The 24,115-nt window shown below is 32.6% G+C and carries 21 protein-coding genes, 1 tRNA gene and 2 pseudogenes; 14 read left to right on the top strand and 10 right to left on the bottom strand.

The genetic code is table 11. From position 1 onward, the window contains the following. Positions 1-222: 222 nt before the first annotated feature. The 6 genes from artM to trxB form a co-directional block, all read right to left on the bottom strand. Entirely contained in the window at positions 223-897 is a 675-nt protein-coding gene (gene artM / locus IM45_RS01845) for an arginine ABC transporter permease ArtM (protein WP_038498550.1), read from the bottom strand. After that, entirely contained in the window at positions 897-1,613 is a 717-nt protein-coding gene (gene artQ, locus IM45_RS01840; protein ID WP_038498546.1) for an arginine ABC transporter permease ArtQ, read from the bottom strand. Before artQ ends, artM begins: the two co-directional genes overlap by 1 nt. After that, entirely contained in the window at positions 1,610-2,356 is a 747-nt protein-coding gene (locus IM45_RS01835; protein WP_038498543.1) for a transporter substrate-binding domain-containing protein, read from the bottom strand. Before IM45_RS01835 ends, artQ begins: the two co-directional genes overlap by 4 nt. A gap of 34 nt (positions 2,357-2,390) precedes the next feature. After that, complete coding sequence (gene artP / locus IM45_RS01830; protein ID WP_038498540.1) at positions 2,391-3,119, bottom strand: arginine ABC transporter ATP-binding protein ArtP; 729 nt, start codon at positions 3,117-3,119, stop codon at positions 2,391-2,393. A 172-nt stretch (positions 3,120-3,291) separates the two neighbouring features. Further along, positions 3,292-3,510 carry a translation initiation factor IF-1 gene (gene infA, locus IM45_RS01825; protein ID WP_038498537.1) on the bottom strand — a complete coding sequence of 73 codons (219 nt, stop codon included), beginning with the start codon at positions 3,508-3,510 and terminating at the stop codon, positions 3,292-3,294. A 192-nt stretch (positions 3,511-3,702) separates the two neighbouring features. After that, the gene (trxB, locus tag IM45_RS01820) at positions 3,703-4,659 is read right to left on the bottom strand and encodes a thioredoxin-disulfide reductase (RefSeq protein ID WP_038498534.1); all 957 of its coding nucleotides are present in this window, start codon (positions 4,657-4,659) and stop codon (positions 3,703-3,705) included. A gap of 381 nt (positions 4,660-5,040) precedes the next feature. Between trxB and IM45_RS03785 the strand changes: the two are divergent. From IM45_RS03785 to serS, 4 genes and pseudogenes are all read left to right on the top strand, one after another. Further along, positions 5,041-5,574: pseudogene (locus IM45_RS03785) on the top strand (DNA translocase FtsK 4TM domain-containing protein); the annotation flags it as partial. 309 nt (positions 5,575-5,883) lie between these two features. Beyond that, positions 5,884-7,098: pseudogene (locus IM45_RS03780) on the top strand (DNA translocase FtsK); the annotation flags it as partial. 79 nt (positions 7,099-7,177) lie between these two features. After that, complete coding sequence (lolA, locus tag IM45_RS01810; protein ID WP_038499556.1) at positions 7,178-7,783, top strand: outer membrane lipoprotein periplasmic chaperone LolA; 606 nt, start codon at positions 7,178-7,180, stop codon at positions 7,781-7,783. Between the two features lie 147 nt (positions 7,784-7,930). Then, a complete protein-coding gene (gene serS, locus IM45_RS01805; protein ID WP_038498531.1) occupies positions 7,931-9,223 on the top strand; it encodes a serine--tRNA ligase in 1,293 nt (430 codons plus the stop codon). A 54-nt stretch (positions 9,224-9,277) separates the two neighbouring features. Here the strand turns inward: serS and IM45_RS01800 are convergent. Next, positions 9,278-9,364, bottom strand: a tRNA-Ser gene (locus IM45_RS01800). 330 nt (positions 9,365-9,694) lie between these two features. Here IM45_RS01800 and IM45_RS01795 point away from each other — a divergent pair. The 6 genes from IM45_RS01795 (at position 9,695) to ruvB (ending at position 15,767) form a co-directional block, all read left to right on the top strand. Continuing rightward, positions 9,695-10,441: a phosphatase gene (locus IM45_RS01795; protein ID WP_038498528.1), complete on the top strand. Its 747-nt coding sequence runs from the start codon at positions 9,695-9,697 to the stop codon at positions 10,439-10,441. Positions 10,442-10,878: 437 nt separating this feature from the next. Beyond that, entirely contained in the window at positions 10,879-12,648 is a 1,770-nt protein-coding gene (aspS, locus tag IM45_RS01790; RefSeq protein WP_038498525.1) for an aspartate--tRNA ligase, read from the top strand. Between the two features lie 170 nt (positions 12,649-12,818). Further along, positions 12,819-13,538, top strand: coding sequence for a YebC/PmpR family DNA-binding transcriptional regulator (locus IM45_RS01785; RefSeq protein ID WP_038498523.1), 720 nt, complete (start codon positions 12,819-12,821; stop codon positions 13,536-13,538). Between the two features lie 87 nt (positions 13,539-13,625). Then, entirely contained in the window at positions 13,626-14,147 is a 522-nt protein-coding gene (gene ruvC, locus IM45_RS01780) for a crossover junction endodeoxyribonuclease RuvC (RefSeq protein WP_038498520.1), read from the top strand. Between the two features lie 14 nt (positions 14,148-14,161). Continuing rightward, complete coding sequence (gene ruvA, locus IM45_RS01775) at positions 14,162-14,749, top strand: Holliday junction branch migration protein RuvA (protein WP_038498517.1); 588 nt, start codon at positions 14,162-14,164, stop codon at positions 14,747-14,749. Between the two features lie 7 nt (positions 14,750-14,756). Continuing rightward, the gene (gene ruvB, locus IM45_RS01770) at positions 14,757-15,767 is read left to right on the top strand and encodes a Holliday junction branch migration DNA helicase RuvB (RefSeq protein WP_038498514.1); all 1,011 of its coding nucleotides are present in this window, start codon (positions 14,757-14,759) and stop codon (positions 15,765-15,767) included. Positions 15,768-16,034: 267 nt separating this feature from the next. Here ruvB and IM45_RS01765 read toward each other — a convergent pair whose 3' ends face one another. Both IM45_RS01765 and pyk read right to left on the bottom strand, forming a co-directional pair. Beyond that, positions 16,035-17,390 carry an Nramp family divalent metal transporter gene (locus IM45_RS01765; protein WP_038498511.1) on the bottom strand — a complete coding sequence of 452 codons (1,356 nt, stop codon included), beginning with the start codon at positions 17,388-17,390 and terminating at the stop codon, positions 16,035-16,037. Positions 17,391-17,859: 469 nt separating this feature from the next. Beyond that, positions 17,860-19,302, bottom strand: coding sequence for a pyruvate kinase (gene pyk, locus IM45_RS01760; RefSeq protein ID WP_038499553.1), 1,443 nt, complete (start codon positions 19,300-19,302; stop codon positions 17,860-17,862). A gap of 187 nt (positions 19,303-19,489) precedes the next feature. Between pyk and zwf the strand changes: the two genes are divergently transcribed. The 4 genes from zwf (at position 19,490) to htpX (ending at position 23,410) form a co-directional block, all read left to right on the top strand. Beyond that, on the top strand, positions 19,490-20,989 hold the full coding sequence (gene zwf, locus IM45_RS01755; protein WP_038498509.1) for a glucose-6-phosphate dehydrogenase: 1,500 nt from the start codon (positions 19,490-19,492) through the stop codon (positions 20,987-20,989). A 103-nt stretch (positions 20,990-21,092) separates the two neighbouring features. Then, a complete protein-coding gene (gene ftnA / locus IM45_RS01750) occupies positions 21,093-21,578 on the top strand; it encodes a non-heme ferritin (protein ID WP_038498506.1) in 486 nt (161 codons plus the stop codon). Positions 21,579-21,732: 154 nt separating this feature from the next. After that, complete coding sequence (proQ, locus tag IM45_RS01745; RefSeq protein ID WP_038498503.1) at positions 21,733-22,368, top strand: RNA chaperone ProQ; 636 nt, start codon at positions 21,733-21,735, stop codon at positions 22,366-22,368. Positions 22,369-22,531: 163 nt separating this feature from the next. Beyond that, positions 22,532-23,410 (top strand): protease HtpX, encoded by an 879-nt coding sequence (gene htpX, locus IM45_RS01740; RefSeq protein ID WP_038498500.1) that lies wholly within the window; start codon positions 22,532-22,534, stop codon positions 23,408-23,410. Positions 23,411-23,537: 127 nt separating this feature from the next. On the opposite strand, the gene hns is transcribed toward htpX, so the two are convergent. Then, entirely contained in the window at positions 23,538-23,945 is a 408-nt protein-coding gene (hns, locus tag IM45_RS01735; protein WP_038498497.1) for a histone-like nucleoid-structuring protein H-NS, read from the bottom strand. Positions 23,946-24,115: the final 170 nt, after the last annotated feature.

Genomic DNA, 24,115 nt, shown 5'->3' with positions numbered 1-24,115 from the left:
AGTTTGTTTATACAAAAATCATTTTACAGGTATTTTATTTAAAAATTTAAATTAGTTTAATTCAATTAAAAATTAAAACGTTATTAACTAATTAATAGTTAGTATTATATTGTTATAAGTATAATGTTATTTAATACTATTCTTTTTAAGTAAGTAGTCATACTAACTACTAGTAATAATAGTAACATTTAAATTATTACTTAATTGTGATGACAACGATTTTTAATTTTCATTACATAGCGCGAAACGTAATGCGCGTCGTTCAATCTGATACATTAAAAATCTTAACATACTATTTATAGCTAAATAAATGATTCCAGCTGTACAAAACACGAGAAAATCATAAGTTCTCCCATAAATTAGTTGACTATAACCCATGATGTCCATAATAGTAATAGTATAAACTAGTGAAGTACTCTTAAAAACTAATATGATTTCGTTCGTATATGAAGTTAAGGATTTTTTTATAGCAAATGGCATTAATACACGTAAAGATTGTAATTTACTCATGCCAAGTGCTGTACAAGCTTGCCAAAGCCCAGGTGGTATAGTACGTGTCGATCTGACAAATAATTGTGTACTATAAGCAGCACTATTCAGTGCTAATGCTAGTATAGCACATAACCAAGGTTGTGATAGTAAAGACCATAACCAAGGATTAGTATATAAAAGAGCAAACTCACCTGGACCATAGTAAATTAAAAATAGTTGTACTAAAAATGGCGTACCAGTAAAAAGTATTATATATAGTTTGACTAACTGTGAAATAAAATACATATTAAGCATAATTATTATTGTAAACAGTATTGATAATAATAATGCTATTAAAACTGCAACTATCATTAATATAAGGCTTACTGGTAAACCTAATAATAAAGTTGGTAAATAACTAAACATCAGGTTATCACCTTCTCAAAACGATTTGCGAAACGTTCTAACAAAAATAAAATAACTTGGCTAAATAGCGTGATAACTAAATATATTAAAGAAGATAATACATACCATGTAAAAGGCTTATGAGTTATCGTAATAATGCTTTTGGTTTGTAGCATCAGATCATTCACACTAATCAGGGAAACGAGTGTAGTATCTTTTAATAAAACTAACCATTGATTACCTAATCCAGGTAATGCTAATCGCCATATTTGTGGTAATATTAAATGAAATAAAATAACACTATTATTCATGCCTAAAGCTTGACCTGATTCCCATTGCTTTTTTGATATAGCTTTGATAGCTCCTCGTAGTATGTAATAAGCATAAGAAGCATATATTAACGCTAATGCAATTATACCGCATAATAATGGATTAAGATTGAAATTATCAATAGGAAGAGAAAAATCTAAATAAGTATGACAATAGTCATTAATATTATTAACTAATATTATTAATGACTGTGATGTAACTAAGTAGATAAAAAGTACAATTAAAATTTCTGGTAATCCGCAAAATAATGAAAAAAATATTTTTCCAATAAATGTTAACCATTTCCACATTCGTAGCTCTTCTAGTACAGCAAAACTTATTGCTAATATTAAACCTATAACTAAAGCACATAATGCTAGTTTTAAGGTTGTACTCGTAGCTTTTATGAGAAGGTGTAATTCTATCATTCAAAGGAACTTTTAAACCATTTTTCATAGATCATCTGATAAGTACCATCTTGTTTAATACTAACTAATGCTTGATTCAAATTTGTTAATAAAGTATTGTTATTTGCTCGTATAGCAATACCAAGACCAGTACCAAAATAATCTTTATCCGTTACTTTCTGGCCAATAGTTAGAAGATTATTATCTTGTTTTAGCCATTGATTGACTACTGCAGTATCACCAAAGATACCATCTAAACGACCATTTTTTAAATCTAAAATAGCATTCTGATAACTATCATACGAGATGAGATTAATCATTGGATGTTTATCGATTAAATATTTTTGGTGAGTTGATCCATTTTGGGTTCCGATTCGTTGATTAATCAAATTAGTTTGCATAATAGACTTTTTTTTATGATGAGTTGTAACGAAGATTGCTGAATTGGGATAATATGAATCTGTAAATAAAACTTGCTTCATACGTGTTGCAGTAATATCCATTCCCGAGATGACGGCATCACAGCGATGATAACTTAAGCTTGGAATAAGACTATCAAAAGTTTGATTAATAAAAATGCAATTGATTTGCATTTTTTGACATAATGCGTTAGCAAGATCAATATCAAATCCTTGAATTTGATTGTTTATACCAACATATTCAAATGGTGCATAGTTTGCATCAGTTGCAAAACGTAGTGTTTTAGTCATTGCAGAGAAGCTCGATATAGCAGCTAATAACCATACTATTACTAACTTTTTCATTTTATAATCATCTAATCTTAATTATCATTATTAATTAATGCGATAAATAACGAGTAAATCCTATAGTTTGCGGTAAAGCCAAATGACTAGCGTCTCCTTGTTCTATCACTTTACCATTTTCCATATAAATGATATGACTAGCGATTTTTCTAGCAACATCAATTTCATGAGTGACAATGACTTGAGTAATACCAGTTTCTGATAATTCATGAATAATACTAATTATTTGTGCAGTGATTTCGGGATCTAAAGCAGAAGTTGGTTCATCGAATAATAAAACTTGTGGTTCCATCATTAATGCACGAGCAATTGCTACCCTTTGTTGTTCTCCGCCTGAAAGATGTAACGGAAATCGATTAGCAAAATTTTTTAACTGTAATCTGTGAAGTAATTTATCTGCACGAGCATTAGCAGTTGCACGAATTAAGCCTTGTACTCTACAGGGAGCTTCCGTTAAATTTTGCCTCACTGTTAAATGAGGCCATAAGTGATATTGTTGAAAAACCATACCAACATTTTGACGTAATAAGCGAATAGAATTAATATTAATTTTATGGCTGAAATCAAAAAAATTACCAGCAATATATAATTGACCAGTACTAGGTATTTCTAATAAATTAAATACTCGTAATAACGAACTTTTACCTGCTCCACTAGGTCCTAGTAGCACTACTATATCACCAGATAAGCAGGTGATATTAATATCAAATAGCGCTTGATACGTTCCATAAAAACAGTTGATCTTTTTAAGTTTAATACTCATAGGAAAACTAAAAAATAAACAGCAATTATTACATATATAATAGCATTAATAACTAATTAAATGCAATTAGTTAAAATATATAAATTACTTTAGTTATTATTAAATAGTATAATTATACTATATTACAAATACTTTTGATGTATAATTATTATAACTTAAATTTTAATAAAGTTTAACGACTACGAAATATAATACGTCCTTTTTTTAAATCGTACGGAGTAAGTTCAACCGTTACTTTATCACCTGTTAATATACGAATATAGTTTTTACGCATTTTACCAGAGATATGTGCTGTAACTATATGTCCATTTTCTAATTCAACACGAAACATGGTGTTAGCTAGTGTGTCTAATACTGTACCTTGTATTTCAATATTTTCTTCTTTTGTCATTGAGTGCTCGAGTATAGAAAAAGATTTGTTCTTGTTAATTAAATCAATAAAATAATATCAAAACAAGCTGAAAAAAATTCCAAAAATATTAACTAACTTAGCAGCAATTAAGCTACCTTATTATTACAATAATAAAATTATTTAAATTATATTAAAAAAATAATATAAAAATATAATTTGTAATTATTATTTCTATGGTATGAGCCTTGTAAGATAACGTTCAGCATCTAGAGCTGCCATACAACCACTACTAGCTGCAGTAATTGCTTGACGATAGTTTTGGTCTATAACATCACCAGCAGCAAATACACCTGGCACAGAGGTGGCTGTAGCGTTACCGTTTCTACCTGACTGTACCTGAATATAACCTAATTGCAAAGCTAGTTGACCACTAAAAATAGCAGTATTTGGACTATGTCCTATAGCAATAAAGATTCCTGCAACAACTAAATCTTCTAGTGTATTATCCATAATATTTTTTAATCTGACACCAGTAACGATGATATCGTTACCTAATATTTCATTTACTATTCGGTTAGTATGCAAAATTATATTCCCATGATTAACCTTTTCCATGAGCCTATTGAGCAGAATCTTTTCCGAACGAAACGTTTCATTACGATGTATAAGATGTACTTCTGTTGCTATCTTAGAAAGATAGAGTGCTTCTTCTATCGCAGTATTACCACCACCTACCACTGCAACTTTTTGGTTACGATAAAAAAAACCATCACAGGTTGCACAAACAGAAACTCCTTTACCTTTATATTTATCTTCTGAGTAGAGACCAAGATAACGTGCAGAAGCACCTGTAGCAATAATAAGAGCATCACAAGTATATTTCTGGCGATCGCCTATCAAATAAAAAGGACGTTGTTCTAAGTTAACATCGATAATGTTATCAGATATAATTTCTGTGTTAAATTTCATAGCATGAACATACATACGTTCCATTAGCATTAAACCAGTTAGTTCATTTGGATCTCCCGGCCAATTTTCTATTTCAGTAGTAGTAACAAGTTGACCACCTTTTTCTATCCCAGTAATCAAGATGGGATGTAAGTTAGCACGCGCAGCATATATAGCTGCAGTGTAACCAGCAGGTCCAGAGCCTAATATAATTAGATGATTATGTTTGACTACAGACATATTTTTATTCTCATAAAAACAATTTAAGATAGATAATCTTTTTACTAAAAAAAAGTCAAAGAAGCAAAAAAATATTTCTTGATTTTGGTAAATCACAAAACAATTCAATTATTAATTATAAACATATTATACTTCATTTAATATTAAGCATTAAAAATGCTAAGCATAAGATGAAATCTTAACTACATATCAAATATGAAGTATTTGAGTTGATAAAAAAAATATTTGTTTATCAAATACAAGAGACAAAAATATTTGACTTTAAGTCAATCATAAACCAATATATCGTTACATTTAAAAAATTGCAATCGTACTAAAAATTAGTCATATAAGTTTGAGTAATATATCACTATTAATTAGTAAAAAAACTAGAGTACATTTATTGAAGCCGGCATCCAACAAAATTTATTTAATAAAAAATATAGATTATTACTAGATGTAATCTTAACTATAGTGTGTATAGTTGCATATTATTTAATAGCAGTATTAGTAAGCTTTGATCCTTATGATCCGAGCTGGTTGCAAATTAGTTCTAATATTACAATTAATAATATAGGTGGTAAAACTGGTGCCTGGCTTGCAGATACTTTATTATTTTTTTGGGGTATATTAGCTTATATCATACCATTTCTTATTTTGTTTGCTTGCTATTTAGCATTTATACAACGTAACTATATAGATTTGGTTGCGATTACGTTTAAAATTATTAGTATTTTTATACTATTAGTAAGTTCTTGCGGTCTTACTGCTCTTCAAATGAACGAACTAGATTATTTTTATTGTGGTGGTATTATTGGTAATATATTAAGTAATACTTTATTACTTTGGTTAGATCATATCAGCGCAACACTTTTATTATTATGTTTTTTGGTTACGAGTTTAACACTATTAACGGGCTGGTATTGGCTCATTGTTATTAATGCCATAGGTCTCTTGATACTAAAAATTAGTAATATAATTTTATATTATTTTTCGTCTCATCATCATGTTAATCAGTATGGTATTAATAATAATGATCATACTTCGTTACAACGAAGGCAAAACAAAGATCGTTTGTTACCATTTGCAAGAAAGACAGCATCCTACTATTTAAATACTTTTTTTTCTAAAGAGAAGAAAGATCTGGATCATAAAGATAATCACTATAAAGGTAATAACAATCAAATAAAAATATGCGACATCAATTTGAGATCCAAAAATACTTGTGTGAATAATACTAATATTATGATTTCACAAGAACTACCATTACCACAATCTTCTATAGAATTACCTATAATAGATCTATTACGAGCTCATAAGCGAGAAGAAAAAAAAGTAGAAATATTATATCTTAAGCAAACAGCAAGGTTAGTAGAATCCTGTTTAGCTGGTTATCGTATTCAAGTTAAGGTGGTAGGAGTATTTCCAGGGCCTGTCATTACCCGTTTTGAGTTAGATTTAGCACCTGGTGTTAAAGTAGCACAGATATCTAGCTTATCACGCGATATCGCACGTGCGTTATCAACAAATATGGTACAAATAGTAGAAATTATTCCAGGTAAGCCTTATATAGGTTTAGATATTCCAAATAAGCAACGTCATAGCATTTCTCTACGTGAAGTTTTCGACTGTGATGAGTTTAGTAAAGTTAAATCACCATTATCTTTAGTACTTGGGCAAGATATTAGGGGACAGACCGTTATTGTCGATCTTATGCAAATGCCTCACGTATTAATAGCTGGTACTACAGGTTCTGGAAAATCAGTCGGAATAAATGCTATGATTTTAAGCATCTTATATAAAGCTACACCACAAAAAGTACGTTTTATAATGATTGATCCTAAAATGTTAGAACTTTCAGTTTATGAAGGAATTCCTCATTTATTAACTAAAGTAGTTACCAACATGAATGATGCTAAACATGTATTACTTTGGTGTATTAATGAGATGGAAAGACGTTATAAATTAATGTCAGCATTTGGTGTCCGTAATTTAACAAATTATAATAAACGTATTAAACAAGTAACAGATAGAAAACAGAATGATTATATTGCTGAATTAGATGCATTGCCATATATTGTAATAGTAGTAGATGAATTAGCTGACCTAATGATGATGCTTGGAAAAAAAATTGAAGAATTAATTGTTCGTTTAGCACAAAAAGCACGAGCTTCTGGTATTCACTTAGTGCTTGCTACACAACGTCCGTCTGTAGACGTTATTACTGGTCTTATTAAAGCTAATATTCCAACACGTATTGCTTTTACTGTCTCAAGTACAATAGACTCTCGAACTATTTTAGATAAAACTGGTGCTGAATCTCTACTTGGTATGGGTGATATGCTGTATCTAGCTTCTCATTCCTCATTGCCAATACGTGTACATGGCGCTTTCGTACAAGATGAAGAAGTACATGCGGTAGTAAATTACTTAAAACAACAAAAAAAAACAGAGTATCTAACTATTTTTAATGAAGAGTAACAATTATAAATATATTTATATTAACTATTATCAAAAAAATTGGTATCAAGTTAATCGAATGAGAACAATACTCTTCTTTTGTTTCAGTATGATAATACCATCAGTATTTCCTAATCCTAATAGTATTAATACCCTACAAAATCGTTTAACTAAAAATAATAGTTTTTTTGCTAACTTTCATCAAATAGTTACGAATGCTAATAACGTTATAGTACAAAAAAGTGAAGGACAAATATGGGTAAAATACCCTAATTGTTTTAAAATTCATATAATTTCACCAGATGAGAGTATCTTAATTTCTGATGGAAAAACATTATGGTTTTATAACCCATTGGTTGAACAAGTTATTGCAAATTCTTTAAAAGATATAACTAATAACACACCATTTTTACTCATAACTGGTAATCGTACTTCTGATTGGAGACAGTATAATATTAAGCAAACAAATAATCATTTTTTACTTTTGCCTAAATCAAATAATAGTAATTATAAAAAGATTACGATCACAATAACTATTGATGGAACAATTCAATCGTTTTCTATTCTTGAGCAAAGCGGTCTATGTCATACTTATAAATTTTATCAACAACAACAAAGTCTTATGGATGTTACTATATTTAACTTCAAACTACCTTCAGGTGTTATGTTAGATGATCAACGTTAGTAACCTTAACTAATCTTAAATTATATTTATTATACATTTATGACAAAAAATTAACTTAAAGATAGATACCATTTAGTACATTAATACTATTATTACCTATCATTACACATTACATAAAAACTTAATTAATAATATATATAAAAGAATATGTTAGATTTTTACTTATTACGTTATCACTTAAAAGAAGTCGCTCAAAAACTTGCTCGCAGAAAATTTCTCTTAGCTGTAGATAAATTAGGTCAACAGGAAGTTCGTCGTAAACAATTACAGATCCAAAAAGAAAAGCTGCAAGCCGAACGTAACTATAGATCTAAAAAAATTAGCGATGCTAAAGCTAAAGGAATAGATATTTCTCCGCTATGTAAAGAAATAAATCAATTTAATCAACAGTTAAAAAGAATTAAATTAGAGCTTAATTTATTACAAAGTGAAATACAAAATTATGTACTTTCTCTGCCTAATATTCCTGCCGATGATGTACCCTATGGTTACGATAATACAGATAACCTTGAAGTACGGCGTTGGGGTGAACCACGTGAATATAATTTCTCAATACAAGATCATGTTGATTTAGGGCAAAGAATTGGTGAAATAGATTTCACGGCTGGAGTCAAATTAACAGGTTCACGTTTTGTTGTCATGCGTGGACAAATTGCTCGTTTACATCGTGCTCTATCGCAATTTATGTTAGATTTACATACTGAACAACATGGCTACCAGGAGTACTATTTGCCATATTTAGTAAATCAAACTTCATTATATGGTTCTGGTCATTTGCCTAAATATGCAGAAGATTTATTTCATATACAACCATTCATAGAAGAAAAAATAAATAGTATTTATACCTTAATACCAACCGCTGAAGTTCCATTGATCAATCTACTTCGTGGTGAAATTTTAGATGAAAATATTTTACCACTAAAAATGATAGCACATACCCCATGTTTTCGTTCTGAGGCTGGCTCTTATGGCCGTGATACCCGCGGACTTATTCGTATGCATCAATTTGATAAAGTAGAGATGGTACAAGCAATCAAACCAGAACAATCAATGCAAGCTTTAGAGGAAATGACTGGGCATGCTGAGAAAGTACTACAATTGTTAAATCTACCCTATCGTAAAATATTATTATGTACCGGTGATATGAGTTTCGCGTCTTGCAAAACATATGATCTAGAAGTATGGTTTCCAGCACAGAATAATTACCGTGAGGTTTCGTCTTGTTCTAATATGGGTGATTTTCAAGCACGCCGTATACTTGCACGCTATCGCAGCAAGGACGATAATAAATTAAATTTAATACATACACTAAATGGTTCTGGTTTAGCTGTGGGTCGTACTCTTATTGCAGTCCTAGAAAATTACCAACTGGCTGATGGACGGATTGAAGTACCTGTAAAACTTTTACCATACATGAAAGGATTAGCTTATATTGGTTAATTAAGCTTGAAGTGAAATGTAATTCATCAAATATAATAATATTATTATAAATAACGGTGAGAGAGGGATTTGAACCCTCGATACACGTTAGTGTAAACACGCTTTCCAAGCATGCTCCTTCAGCCTCTCGGACATCTCACCATATACATATATACTATAGCATATTATAGTATAGTATGTATTATTTTTCTTGTATAGTCAAGTATGATTTGGAGTAGTTAAATAAATATTTATTGAATTGATTGATTTGATATTTCATCAAAAAGTTTTTAATTAAATATATTGGTTCTTTTTATCACATGCTATACTTTTAGTATAGTAATTTTTTTTCATTGTGATTACCCAATATAATTTGGTGAAAATACATTCAAAGAGTAATGATTCTATCCAAATTTGATTAGTAAATTGGTACTCAAAAAATAAATCATACCAAAATGGTTACTAAATTATTATCTAACAAAAGGAAAATGCATGTATCCCGTAGATCTGCATATACATACTATTGCTAGTACCCATGCTTATAGTACACTACATGACTATATTGCTGAGGCTCGAAAAAAGAATATTAAATTACTTGCAATTACAGATCATGGTCCGGAGATGGTTGATTCTCCACATGAATATCATTTTATAAATATGCGTGTATGGCCAAGAATTATTGAAGGTATTGGTATATTACGTGGCATTGAAGCCAATATTAAAAATCTTGCTGGGGATATTGATTGTACTCAGATAGTATTAGAGACGATGGACTTAATTATCGCAGGATTTCATGAGACAGTTTTTCCTCCACAAGACCAAAAAACACATACAGCTGCTATGATTGCAACAATGGCCCAAGGTAAAGTACATATCATTAGTCATCCTGGCAATCCACATTATCCCATTAATATTCCTGCTGTAGCTACAGCAGCAGCTCATTATCAAGTAGCACTAGAGTTAAATAATTCTTCTTTTACGCATTCACGACTAGGTAGTGAACCTTATTGTCGTGCGATAGTAGCGGCTACTCGTGATGCTAACGGTTGGTTATCTCTTGGATCTGATTCTCATATTTCCTGGTCATTAGGTAATTTTGATCATTGTAAAAGAATTTTACAAGAAGAAGCATTTCCAGATGAGCGAGTATTAAATACTTCTCCAAAAAGAGTATTACAGTTTTTGCAGAACAAAAAAAATGTACTCATTCCAGAAATTAATGATTATTTTAAGCTGTAATAAAACAAATATGTTTAAATGAATTTTGCATTCACCTGATGTAATATGAAAAACTACTAGTTTTTATTTATCATAATAGCGCTATTTAGTATTAATTCGTGAACAGTTTTATCGTAATATTGATACGCATCTTGCTTACTATATATTAATATTCAAATCACTGTGATGTGAGGTAATAATATTAATGTTAAACCATTATGATCATGTACCACACAATAGAGTATTATACTAATTAAGAGTCATGATTTGATAACTAATGGTAAAATATATAAATAATAAATTAGTATGCTATGACAGTGCAAATAATAGTTAATAACAGGTTAGCTTTTGCTAACGAAACATTAGAATCATAATTCTAATATAGAGTGATTAACAATTGAATAAAAGTTAATTAACTATTTGCTCTGATAGCTAAATACTCAGGAAGGATATTATTTATGCGTACTATATATTGCGGACAGCTTAATAAATTATATGTTGGGCAAGAAGTAACATTGTGCGGTTGGGTCTATAGCTATCGAAATCTTGGTAGCTTAATTTTTATTGAAATGAGGGACCGAGAAGGACGGGTGCAAGTTGTTTTTGATTCTACTAGTTCAATTATTTTTTCCTCAGCTACAGAACTACGCCATGAGTTTTGTTTACAAATTATTGGCATAGTACGGATACGTCCGGATAATCAAATTAATTATCATATGGCTACCGGAGAAGTAGAAGTTTTAGCTACTAGTTTAACGATAATCAATCGTTCAAAACCGCTACCGCTAGATACTTACCAAAGTAATACTGAAGAAAAACGCTTAAAGTTTCGTTATCTCGACCTACGACGTCCGGAAATGGCACAGCGACTAAAAATACGTGCACACATTACTAGTTTTGTCCGTTGCTTTATGGAAAATGAAGGTTTCTTAGACATCGAAACACCAATATTAACAAAAGCAACACCAGAAGGAGCTCGTGACTATCTAGTACCAAGCCGAGTTCATGAAGGTAAATTTTACGCATTACCGCAATCACCACAATTATTTAAACAATTATTAATGATATCTGGCTTCGATCGCTATTACCAGATCGTTAAATGCTTTCGTGATGAAGATTTACGTGCTGATAGACAACCTGAATTTACTCAAATAGATATAGAGACTTCATTTATGACAGCATCACAAGTTTGTGAAATCATGGAACGTTTAATCTGTTCTCTGTGGCGCGAAATCGAAGGAGTAGAGCTCGGTACTTTCCAGAAAATAAGTTATGCTGAAGCTATGCGCCGTTTTGGTTCTGATAAACCAGATTTACGAAATACTATGGAAATAGTTGATATTGCTGATTTAGTCAAATCTATATCATTTAAAATGATAGCTTCTGCTGCTAATGATAGCAAAAACCGTGTAGCTGCACTACGGGTACCAGGAGGTGCTAAGCTCAATCGTAAGCAAATAGATGAATATGATAAATATGTTAAAACGTATGGTATAACAAATTTAATATGGATTAAAGTTCATCAGCACGGAATTGGTATAGAAGGAATACAAAGTCCTATCAGAAAATTTCTTACTCTAGAAGTAATTACAGCTATTTTGGTACGTACCGGAGCTGGTGATGGAGATATTTTATTCTTTGCTGCTGACCGTGTTAAAGTAATTAATAATGCCATGGGTGCTTTACGACTAAAGTTAGGACAAGATATAAAAATTCATGATCAAAATAATTGGGCTCCACTATGGATTATAGATTTTCCGATGTTTGAGACCGATAAGGAAGGTAAGTTATGCGCAGTGCATCATCCATTTACTGCTCCTAAAAATATTGATGTGGAAACTTTAGCTCACTCTCCATTAACTATGATCGCTAATGCCTATGATATGGTAATTAATGGATATGAAGTTGGTAGTGGTTCGGTACGAATTCACAATCATGAAATACAACAGACTATTTTTAGTATTTTAGGTATGACTCCCAACGAGCAACGTGAAAAATTTGGTTTTCTACTTGATGCACTGAAATATGGAACACCTCCCCATGCTGGTTTTGCTTTCGGTCTTGATCGCCTTGTTATGCTACTAACTGGTACTAATAATATCCGTGACGTTATAGCCTTTCCGAAAACGACAACAGCTACAGACATGATGATAGACGCACCAAGCTTTAGTAAAGCGACTATACTAGCAGAATTATCTCTTGAGATTAAAAGGAAACAACAATTATGATCTATCATAGATCATAATTTAGATAAAGTTAGTATATATTATTAATAATTATGTGACATAACTATCTAAAAACAGTAATAACATTTCTTATTTTTCTCCCCTATAAAATAGGCTTACTGGGAAAAAACTGACACTATATATTATATATAATAATTTTATTCAGGATAAATATGGCAGGTCATAGTAAGTGGGCAAATACTAAACATCGCAAAGCTACTCAAAATGCTAAAAGAGGTAAAATTTTTACAAAAATTATCCGTGAATTAGTAACAGCTGCTAGGTTAGGAGGCGAAAATATAGATTTTAATCCGCGGTTACGCGCTGCAGTAGATAAAGCACTCGCGAATAATATGACACGTGACACTTTAAATCGTGCTATAGCCCGCGGTATTGGTGATGTTGATAGTCAGGAAATGGAAACTATCTGTTATGAAGGATATGGTCCAGGAGGAACAGCTGTAATCGTAGAATGCCTTAGTAGTAATCGTAGACGTACTGTGTCTACAGTACGTCATGCTTTTACAAAAGTAGGTGGTCACTTAGGCTCTGCAGGATCTGTTGCTTATTTATTTAATAAAAAAGGAGTGATATCGTTTGCTCCAGGTTTAAACGAAAATATTTTTATAGATCTAGCTTTAGAAGCATCTGCTGATGATGTAGTAATTAATACTTATGGTACGATTGATGTTTATACGACATTAGAGTTATTAGGTAAAATAACAAATACCCTTAAAAAAGCAGGTCTAACAACTATATCGACAAAAATAGCATTTATTCCATCAATTATTATTCATATCAACGAAGAGATGATAATGGAATTGCAGCGTCTTATTGATATGTTAGAAGAGTCCGAGGACGTACAAGAGGTTTATCACAATGTCAAAATTTGACATACAGTAATAGTAAAACTATTGTTTAAGACATAATTATAGCACAATCAATTAAACAATTGTTACAAATTAAATCATGGCTAAATTATGACAATCATTCTCGGTATTGATCCAGGTTCTCGTATTACTGGTTATGGTGTTGTATGTCAGCAAGGAACACTCCTCAGTTATTTAGCTAGCGGCTGTATTCGAACAAAAGTCAATGATTTACCCAATAGATTAAAACTGATTTATGTCGGTGTAAACGAAGTCATTACTCAATATAAGCCAATAGTTTTAGCTATTGAACAGCTTTTTATGGCGAAAAACGCAGATTCTGCGCTGAAGCTTAGTCAAGCACGTAGTGTCGCTATAGTAGCAGCAATGAATAATAATATCCCTGTATTTGAATATGCTGCACGACAAGTAAAACAAACATTAGTTGGGATTGGTTCAGCGGAAAAAATACAGGTACAGCATATGGTCCGTATCTTATTAAATTTATCTACTAATCCGCAAGTGGATGCGGCAGATGCATTAGCAATCGCTATGACTCATTGTTATATAAGTCAAAATACTACTCGTATGGGCGATCATAGCCTAAAACTAACCCGCGGTAGATTACGTTAAAAAGGAAGTTCAAGGTGATTGGACGTCTCAAAGGAATTCTTATAGAAAAAGAACCACCGATAGTTTTATTAGAAATCTACGGAATCAGTTATGAAATTTATATACCAATAACTTATTTTGATGTGCTACCGGAAACTGGTCAGGAAACTGTTCTATATACCCATTTTATCGTACGCGAAGATACCCAATTGTTATTTGGTTTTCTTACTAAACAAGAGATGGTGCTCTTTCGTGAGCTTATTAAAGTCAATGGGATCGGGCCGAAACTAGCGCTAACTATTCTAGCTAATCTGTCAGAAAAACAATTGTTCCACGCTGTTAAACATAAAGAAATTAATACCTTAATGAAATTACCAGGCGTTGGGAAAAAAATTGCAGAACGTCTTGTTGTCGAAATGAAAGACAAGTTTAAGAATACATCGTTTTCTTTAATATTTAGAGAAGAATTACTAGTACGGCATGATCCTGAAAGCGAAGCAGTAGCAGCGCTTATTTCCTTAGGTTATACACATCAGGACGCAAGTCGGATGATAAAAAAAGTAGCGAGTGCAGAAGCTAACTGTGAAGCATTAATACGAGATGCGTTGCGTACCACACTATGAGGATAATATGATAGAAGCTGATCGTTTAATCTCTATGGCTACAGTAAGTGAGGAAGTCATAGATTATAGCTATAGACCGAAAAAATTAGTTGATTATATTGGTCAAGCTAATATACGTGAGCAGATGAATATTTTTATTAATGCTGCAAAAATGCGCGGTGATGCACTAGATCATGTATTACTTTTTGGTCCACCTGGACTAGGTAAAACGACGTTAGCAAATATTATTGCCAATGAGATGGAGGGAAACCTCCGTAGTACATCTGGTCCCGTTTTGGAAAAAGCTGGCGATTTAGCAGCAATACTCACGAACCTAGAATCACATGACGTATTATTTATCGACGAAATTCATCGTTTATCACCTATAGTAGAAGAGATATTATATCCAGCCATGGAAGATTATCAGCTGGATATAATGATCGGGGAGGGTCCGGCAGCACGTTCTATAAAAATAAAATTACCGCAATTCACTTTAGTTGGAGCTACGACTAGGGCGGGATCGTTAACTTCACCATTACGCGATCGTTTTGGTATTGTGCAACGTCTAGACTTTTATCATACTGAAGACTTACAACATATAGTCAATCGTAGCGCCGCGTGCTTATCATTAAATATTACTAGTGGTGGTTCACATGAAATAGCTCGACGCGCTCGTGGTACTCCGCGTATCGCTAACCGGCTACTGCGACGAGTGCGCGATTTTGCAGAAGTACATGCAGCTGGGAATATTACTAATAATGTCGCAATAAATGCTTTAAATATGCTTAATGTTGATACCGCTGGATTTGATATAATGGATCGTAAATTATTATTAGCAATTATTAATAAGTTTGTTGGTGGACCAGTAGGACTAGATAATCTAGCAGCAGCTATTGGTGAAGAAAGAGAGACAATAGAAGATGTGCTAGAGCCATTTTTAATTCAGCAAGGATTTATACAACGTACGCCACGCGGACGTATCGTTACTGCTGAAGCCTATCGTCACTTTAGTTTAAAAAAGGAAAACTATTTAGATTAATTAAATTAATTGTATCTTCATTGGTAATTATAGATATAGCTGTCTTAAGAAATTTTAGATAAAAAATCACCAATAAAATTTACTTAGTATTTTACTATCATACGATAAAATCACAGATGATTTCAATCATCATAAAAAATAGAGTTACAAACTAAGTGAATTTATGACTCATATGATAGCTAATCATCTCCGCATGTTAATGAAATAACAACTCAAAAACGCTAAATATAATTAGCAGTACTAAAAATATAATCATATTATGATCTATTAACTAAATAACATATTCATCGTCTTAATGATTAATTGAATATTAAGTACAATCAGAACAGCATTCGCTAGCCAACCTATAATTATAAAAGTTTTACAATTAACAAAGCTGCCCATTCTTTTTCGAGATGATGTTAGATATAATAGCGGTAGCATCGAAATAGGTAGTGCTATGCTTAAAAAAATTTGAGTATAAACAAGTAGTTTTTCTATCACATCTCCTTTTTCTCCCCACAAATAAATACCAGTTATAATCGGAAGAATAGCTATTAACCTATTAATTATCCGTCGTTGCCAGAGCGGTAAGGTAAAATTAATAAAACCTTCCATTACAATTTGACTAGTCAAGGTTCCGGTAATAGTAGCATTTTGTCCAGAAGCAAGTAATGCTATTGCAAATAGCGTCGCTAATGTAGAGCTTGCTATAGCACCAGCCATATTGTGATCTTGTAATGCATTATAAAGTTGAGCGAATCTACCAATATCCTCTGGGTTCTTTCCAAAAAACAAAGATGCGCCAAGAATTAATAACAGACAATTAATAATGAATGAAAAACCTAACTGCATATTTGAATCTATGGTCGCGTAACGAATCGCTTCCTCTAGTGCTTGAGGATCTTCCCTAGCATATTGCCGTGACTGTACAATAGAAGAATGTAAATAAAGATTATGCGGCATAACTGTAGCACCTACAATTCCTAATGCGATGAAGAAAGCAGAATCTCCACCAGACACATGAGCCGTTAGAATTTCGGTCTGTGGAATAAACGAACGTATGATCAAAGATAAATTTGGATGAGTAAGGGCTACTTCATAAGAGAAAATAATAAATATAGTTATAATTAGACAAAATACTACTGCTTCTATTTTTCTAATGCTAAATTTGATTAAAATAAGCAACAGAAGTACATCTACGACAGTAATAACAACACCTAATAATAATGGTATATTAAATAATAAGTTTAGAGCGATGGCACTTCCGATAATCTCTGCCATTTCTGTAGCAATAATTGCTAATTCGGTAGTAAGCCATAGAATAATTGCGGTACGTTGTCCAACTAATGCTTTTGTTGCCTGTGCTAAATCCATACCAGTGACAATGCCTAGTTTTGCACACATCACTTGTAATAGCATCGCTATCAAGCTAGAAATCAAAATTACTGATAATAATAAATAACCATACTGGGCACCACCTTGGATAGAAGTAATCCAGTTACCTGGATCCATATAACCTACCGCAACTAATGCTCCTGGGCCGGAGAAAGCAAATAGTTTTTTAATAAATCTTGCTTTACCAGTAGGTACTGGAATAGTACTATTAATTTCTTCTAAGCTATTTTTTTTAACTGTTTCCATCTTTTGTTCCTAACAATTATGATAACTGTTAAAAAATATATATGACTAATACGTCACAGATATGATGTGTTTTATATATTAGTTTTCAACTGTATCTGTGTACTGCAACGAACATAGATAGATAATCAGAAGTATGCGGATAAATTTATCTACTCTGTTTTTAAATATGATATTAGTACTGAAGTGATAGTTGTCACTCTACTGAACTACTAAAAAATTAATACTCTAAGTATACATATACAAAGTCACGACACTCAAATAGCAATATATAATATAGACTACGACCTTGATGTTTGTAGTTAGCAGAAACCGTTAACAAACAGACAGGAAGCAATTACTATTTATAGTTATATAGTAATAGCTATCATAAAAGTAAAAAAAAGAAACAGTCTTATTTTTAAATATACTTATGTTAATGGTGAATTTAACAGCAAAGATTTATACCACAGTTTTCAGCATGTCAACTATTTTACTCAACTAGTAAAATTCTGCTAGTATTCGTGGTACCTACCATATTCATAATATCGCCTTGGGTAATAATAACTAAATCTCCTACTACTAAAAAACCTTGATCGCGTAGCAAACTAATTGCATTAATTGCTGTTGCTACCCTATCACCATTATTATCAAAATAAACTGGCGTTACACCGCGATATAATGCTGTCAGATTCAATGTATGCTCATGGCGGGATAGTGCAAAAATAGGTAGACCTGAGCTGATACGAGACATTATTAATGCAGTACGACCGGACTCCGTCATTGATATAATGGCAGTAATTCCTTTCAGATGATTGGCTGCATACATGGCTGACATAGCGATAGCTTCTTCGATATTATCAAACTGTACATCAATTCGATGTTTCGAAATATTTATACTTGGTATTTTTTCTGCTCCTAGACAAATCTTTGCCATAGTAGTTACAGTTTCTATAGGATACTGACCAGTCGCAGTTTCGGCAGACAGCATTACAGCATCGGTACCGTCTAGTACTGCGTTGGCTACATCCATAACTTCTGCACGAGTAGGTAAAGGATTGATAATCATTGATTCCATCATTTGGGTTGCAGTGATTACAGCCCGGTTCAACTGACGAGCCCGTCTAATTAATTTTTTTTGAATACCAACTAGTTCTGTATCCCCAATCTCAACACCTAAATCTCCACGTGCTACCATAACAACATCTGATGCTAAAATAATATCATCCATCGCTTCATCAGAAACAACAGCTTCGGCACGTTCTACTTTGGAAATTATTTTTGCATGACTACCTGCATCACGAGCAAGCTGACGTGCATAGATAATATCTTGACCAGTACGCGGAAAAGATATCGCTAAGTAGTCAACACCGATCTTGGCAGCAGTAATAATATCAGCTTGATCTTTTTTTGTGAGAGTCTCAGCGGAAAGACCACCGCCTAATTTATTAATACCTTTATTATTTGATAGCAAGCCTCCAATAATTACTTCAGTATAAATTTGTAATTCTTGAACTGTTAATACTTTTAATTGTACCCGACCATCATCTAAGAGCAATATATCGCCTGGAAACACGTCATCTGGCAAGTTTTTATAATCTATACCAACTCGTTTACGGTTGCCTGCGCCACATGCAAGGGTAGCATCAAGTATAAATTCATCTCCAATATTTAGAAAAATTTTATCATGACAGAAGGTTGAAATACGAATCTTAGGCCCTTGTAAATCACCAAGAATTGCAACATGACATCCTAAACTAGCTGCAATTTCACGTACCTGTTGCGCACGTCGTATATGATCTTTGGTAGTACTATGTGAAAAATTTAAGCGTACAACATTAGCACCCGCTAAAATTATTTTTTCAAGATTATTGTCAATATCAGTAGAAGGACCAAGAGTAATTACAATTTTTGTTCTTCTTAACCGTCTTAACATAGATAACTCCATTGAATGATAATAAATAATTGCATTTATTTTATAACCTAGTATTTAGTAACATACTTGTTTTCTAGCAAGAGTCTTTCTTAAAAAACTTTGCATAATAAAATTTGTTGTTTTTTTAAAGTATAGTCGAGGTATAATTAAATAAATTGATAAAGCTCTTTTATACGGGGAAAACAAAATGACTGTGACATCCATAGCCCAAGCATGTGATCTAGTTATTTTTGGCGCCAAAGGAGATTTAGCTCGTCGTAAGTTATTACCCTCGTTGTATCAGCTAGAAAAATCAGGTTATATTCATCCGGAAACTCGCATCATTGGTGTTGGTCGCGCAGAGTGGGATGTGAAGACTTATACACATGTTGTACGTCAAGCTTTAGAAAATTTCATGAAAGAACCTATTGACGAAAAATTATGGAAAACTTTAAGCGCACGTTTTAATTTTTGTAATTTAGATGTTAATGATACTCAAAATTTTAGAGAGTTAGCTAACAAATTAGATCTTCAGTCTAGAGTTACTGTTAATTATTTAGCTATGCCACCACATACTTTTGGCTCTATTTGTCAAGGATTAGGCGAATTTGGCATGAATCAATATCCAAATCGTGTTGTGATGGAAAAACCATTAGGTACAAGTCTAGCATCATCACGTATGATTAATGATCAAGTATCAAAGTATTTTAACGAAACTCAAGTTTATCGTATCGATCATTATCTTGGCAAGGAAACAGTGCTGAATTTACTTGCTTTACGTTTTGCTAATTCTTTATTCACCACAAACTGGGATAATCGTACCATTGATCATGTACAGATAACGGTAGCTGAAGAAGTAGGTATCGAAGGACGTTGGGGATATTTTGATAAAGCAGGTCAAATGCGTGACATGATTCAAAGCCATTTGCTACAAATATTAACTATGATTGCTATGTCACCTCCTTCTGATTTAACCACTGATAGTATCCGCGATGAGAAAGTAAAAGTTTTACGTTCACTACGTCCTATTAATGATAGTAATGTGCGTGATACCACAGTACGTGGGCAATATACATCTGGTATTATCAATGGTATAAAAGTGCCCGGCTATCTAGAAGAAGAAGGGGCAAATCAAAGTAGCTGTACTGAAACTTTTGTTTCGCTTCGTGTGGATATTGATAATTGGCGATGGGCTGGCGTTCCGTTTTATTTACGTACTGGTAAGCGTCTACCGATGAAATGTTCAGAAGTAGTAGTATATTTTAAAAATCCACCTATTAACTTGTTTCGGGATTCCTATCAAAAACTTCCGCCAAATAAACTTACTATCCGTCTGCAGCCAGATGAAGGAATGGACATTCAGATTTTAAATAAGGTACCTAGACTAGATCATAAACATCGTTTACAAATTACGAAGTTAGATCTGAGTTTTACTGAAACTTTTAACCAGGCACATCTTTCCGACGCTTATGAACGTCTCTTACTAGAAACTATGCGAGGTATTCAAGCGCTTTTTGTTCGCCGAGATGAAATAGAAGAAGCCTGGAAATGGGTCGATTCAATTATCGAAGCTTGGAAATCAGATACTGATGCACTAAAATCATATCCAGCTGGTAGTTGGGGACCAGTAACATCGGTCGCGCTAATGACTAGAGACAGTCGCTCTTGGCATGAGTTAGAAGAACATTTCTCTGAAGTAAAACTTTAAAACTATAATTTTTATTATTAAACTATCAACTTTAATTAGGGCACAACGAAACTAAAATCGCATTTTTCTACAGAATGTACTTTATTCAATAAGGATTGAACTAATGTTAAAACCAGAAGTGACAACGAAGCTTAATGAACAACTAAACTTAGAATGTTACTCTACTAATCTTTATTTGCAAATGAGTGCTTGGTGTCATAATAAAGGCTTTGAAGGTATAAGCCAATTTTTTCAAAAGCAGTCGCGAGAAGAAACAAATCATATATACCGTATCTTTGACTATTTAAATGATACTGGTACTATGCCTCTGTTAGGTGCTATTCAAGCTCCTCCAATCCATTTCTCGTCACTAACTGAATTAATTAATTTTGCCTACGAACATGAAAAAAATATTACCAATCAAATTAACCGGCTAGTGCACGTTACTATGACACTACAAGATTACTCAACATTCTACTTTCTACAGTGGTACGTTGCTGAACAGCATAAAGAAGAGAAGATTTTTAAATCTATATTAGACAAGTTTGAAATGATAGCTATTGATTATAATGGACTATTTTTAATAGACCAAATGATGAAAAATCAATAATAGTTATTATATAGTAAATAACTTATCGGCACTACTTGTTTTGAGCTAAAAACTACTTTTGATCTATTTGATTAACTATTGACTAATATGATGATTATTTTTTCATAAAACACTTTTAAGAACAATGTAAGTTTTGTGTTTATCAGGAACATTAATGGAACATCCATATAAGTTAAACAATCATAAAAAAGTAATTGCTTTTCTTTCAGAGCGCTTTCCGTTGTGTTTTACCTCAGTAGGTCAGGCGCGACCACTCAAGATCGGTATCTTTAAAGATCTAGTCGAATGGGTACAGAGCCAAAAGACTCTAAGTAAAACCCAGTTACGTTCTGCATTACGACTATACACGTCAAGTTGGCGTTACTTATATGGAATAAAGCATGGAGTACAACGCGTAGATCTCAATGGTAATCCATGTGGTGAATTAGAAGCACAACATATTGAGTATGCACGCAAGCAATTAGAGGAAGCTAAAGCTCGTATTTCACAGTATCGTACTGTACAAAAAGCTAAAAATCATGAGCAAGAAAAAGTTTCTATGCCACAGCCACAAGATTCACGGTACACACAGACAGCTCAAAAAATAAATCAAGTAGCGATATTTTTACCGATACCTATTCGTAATATTACTACCCTTACAATAGGTCAAGAAATTCAAATCAAAGTAGGTCAATCTCTTATGATTGCAACAGTAAGAGAAATCACTAAAGAAGGAGTTCGTATACAACTATCTTCTGGAATTTATTTGATAGTACGTACCGAACATCTGATAAATGAAATTAAGACTTAAGACTTAAGATGAAACTAAGTAATTTCATGACTTATTCAATATTTTGGAAATCATGTTATGTAAAAATTACATTAAATTAATACTATAACTAAAGTTACAATAGATGTCATAAATTAACTTGATCTCGTAAACATCACTTTTTTGAGGAAAAAATTATATTCTTATGATACGTATTGCTCTGTTTTTACTCACGAACTTAGCGGTCATGGTCGTTTTTGGCATTGTATTAAACTTTACCGGTATCCAAACTTCTAGTACCGCTGGGTTGATTATTATAGCTAGTATGTTCGGTTTTGGTGGAGCCTTCATTTCACTATTAATGTCAAAATTTATGGCACTACGTTCAGTAGGCGGTGAACTCATAAAACAGCCACGTAATGAAGTAGAAACTTGGTTGATAAATATTATACGTTGTCAGGCGCAGGATATCGGCATAGCAATACCGCAGGTAGCAATTTATCATGCACCTGATATCAATGCTTTCGCTACAGGTGCTAGTCGTAATACATCACTAATAGCAGTCAGTACCGGCCTTTTGCAGCATATGAACCGCTCTGAAGCTGAAGCAGTGATAGCTCATGAAATCAGCCATATCGCAAATGGAGATATGGTTACTATGACCTTAATAAATGGAATAGTTAATACTTTTGTCATTTTTATTTCTCGTTTTATAGCGCAATTAGTTGCGGGCTTAATGGGATCTGATAGTAAAGAAGAAAATAGTAACGGGAATCATTTCGTGTATGTAACTATATCGACGGTACTTGAATTAGTATTCGGCGTTCTAGCAAGTATTATTGTTTTATGGTTTTCGCGTTACCGTGAATTTCATGCAGATGCTGGTTCAGCTAAACTAGTAGGATGCGATAAAATGATTGCCGCCCTGCAACGATTAAAAACTAGTTATGAACCACAAGAATCAAGTAGTATAATAGCTTTTTGTATTAACGGACGTAATCAATCTTTTAGTGAGTTCTTTATGTCTCACCCACCACTGGATAAACGTATTGAAGCACTTCGTCGTGGTACTTATAGAAATTAAGTCATAATTAAGCTAGCTATGATGTAATAACGAATGCTAGCTTTATTTGAAATATAAACTTACTGCTAATAAATGAATATATTTAATATGAAGATAGTTTTTAACTGATAGGATAGTTAGTAAAGCTTTATAGCAAGAAATCTTCTAGCGCTTTTCCTTTTTGATCAATAGCTTTTTTGATCACTGCGGGAGTACGTCCCTGTCCAGTCCAAGTTTTAATTTGACCATGTTCGTCGATATATTGATATTTTGCCGGACGGGTAGCTCGTCTAATTTTTCCGGTGGTTTTATAAATATTAATAGTATGTAATAATTCATTAGGATCAATGCCATCTGCAATCAACATTTCACGGTATTGTTGTAGTTTTCGAGTGCGTTCTTCTATTTCAGCCTGAACTTGGTTGTCTTCCTCACGTCGTTCATTGACTACGACCTCAAGTTTCTCCAGCATTTCTTCTAGAGTTTCTAGAGTGCATTCTCTGGCTTGTGCGCGCAAAGTACGAATGTTATTAAGAATCTTAAGTGCTTCGTTCATTAACTTAATCTCTAATATTACAAATAGTGCGTATCAGTATTATGAATAATAAAGCGCTAGTATCCTTTCTGCAATACCCGAATTGTCATTAATTAAAAATATTATTTAGACTACTCAGAAAACGAATAATAATAAATATTAGTTCTTTACATAAAAATATTTAAATAAGA

Origin of the sequence: Candidatus Palibaumannia cicadellinicola, from assembly GCF_000754265.1 — a bacterium.
Classification (GTDB): Bacteria; Pseudomonadota; Gammaproteobacteria; order Enterobacterales; family Enterobacteriaceae; genus Baumannia; species Baumannia cicadellinicola_B.
The sequence above is the reverse complement of the archived record's forward strand: the minus strand, read 5'-3'. Positions and strand labels throughout refer to the sequence as shown.

What these genes read in the sequence shown, in the direction of transcription:
- IM45_RS01765 (WP_038498511.1), bottom strand. Translation starts at nt 17,390, where the DNA reads ATGGAAACAGTTAAAAAAAATAGCTTAGAAGAAATTAATAGTACTATT.
- artM (WP_038498550.1), bottom strand. Translation starts at nt 897, where the DNA reads ATGTTTAGTTATTTACCAACTTTATTATTAGGTTTACCAGTAAGCCTT.
- trxB (WP_038498534.1), bottom strand. Translation starts at nt 4,659, where the DNA reads ATGTCTGTAGTCAAACATAATCATCTAATTATATTAGGCTCTGGACCT.
- infA (WP_038498537.1), bottom strand. Translation starts at nt 3,510, where the DNA reads ATGACAAAAGAAGAAAATATTGAAATACAAGGTACAGTATTAGACACA.
- ftnA (WP_038498506.1), top strand. Translation starts at nt 21,093, where the DNA reads ATGTTAAAACCAGAAGTGACAACGAAGCTTAATGAACAACTAAACTTA.
- serS (WP_038498531.1), top strand. Translation starts at nt 7,931, where the DNA reads ATGTTAGATTTTTACTTATTACGTTATCACTTAAAAGAAGTCGCTCAA.
- IM45_RS01785 (WP_038498523.1), top strand. Translation starts at nt 12,819, where the DNA reads ATGGCAGGTCATAGTAAGTGGGCAAATACTAAACATCGCAAAGCTACT.
- ruvB (WP_038498514.1), top strand. Translation starts at nt 14,757, where the DNA reads ATGATAGAAGCTGATCGTTTAATCTCTATGGCTACAGTAAGTGAGGAA.
- IM45_RS01835 (WP_038498543.1), bottom strand. Translation starts at nt 2,356, where the DNA reads ATGAAAAAGTTAGTAATAGTATGGTTATTAGCTGCTATATCGAGCTTC.
- ruvC (WP_038498520.1), top strand. Translation starts at nt 13,626, where the DNA reads ATGACAATCATTCTCGGTATTGATCCAGGTTCTCGTATTACTGGTTAT.
- hns (WP_038498497.1), bottom strand. Translation starts at nt 23,945, where the DNA reads ATGAACGAAGCACTTAAGATTCTTAATAACATTCGTACTTTGCGCGCA.
- artP (WP_038498540.1), bottom strand. Translation starts at nt 3,119, where the DNA reads ATGAGTATTAAACTTAAAAAGATCAACTGTTTTTATGGAACGTATCAA.
- pyk (WP_038499553.1), bottom strand. Translation starts at nt 19,302, where the DNA reads ATGTTAAGACGGTTAAGAAGAACAAAAATTGTAATTACTCTTGGTCCT.
- zwf (WP_038498509.1), top strand. Translation starts at nt 19,490, where the DNA reads ATGACTGTGACATCCATAGCCCAAGCATGTGATCTAGTTATTTTTGGC.
- lolA (WP_038499556.1), top strand. Translation starts at nt 7,178, where the DNA reads ATGAGAACAATACTCTTCTTTTGTTTCAGTATGATAATACCATCAGTA.
- proQ (WP_038498503.1), top strand. Translation starts at nt 21,733, where the DNA reads ATGGAACATCCATATAAGTTAAACAATCATAAAAAAGTAATTGCTTTT.
- artQ (WP_038498546.1), bottom strand. Translation starts at nt 1,613, where the DNA reads ATGATAGAATTACACCTTCTCATAAAAGCTACGAGTACAACCTTAAAA.
- IM45_RS01795 (WP_038498528.1), top strand. Translation starts at nt 9,695, where the DNA reads ATGTATCCCGTAGATCTGCATATACATACTATTGCTAGTACCCATGCT.
- htpX (WP_038498500.1), top strand. Translation starts at nt 22,532, where the DNA reads ATGATACGTATTGCTCTGTTTTTACTCACGAACTTAGCGGTCATGGTC.
- aspS (WP_038498525.1), top strand. Translation starts at nt 10,879, where the DNA reads ATGCGTACTATATATTGCGGACAGCTTAATAAATTATATGTTGGGCAA.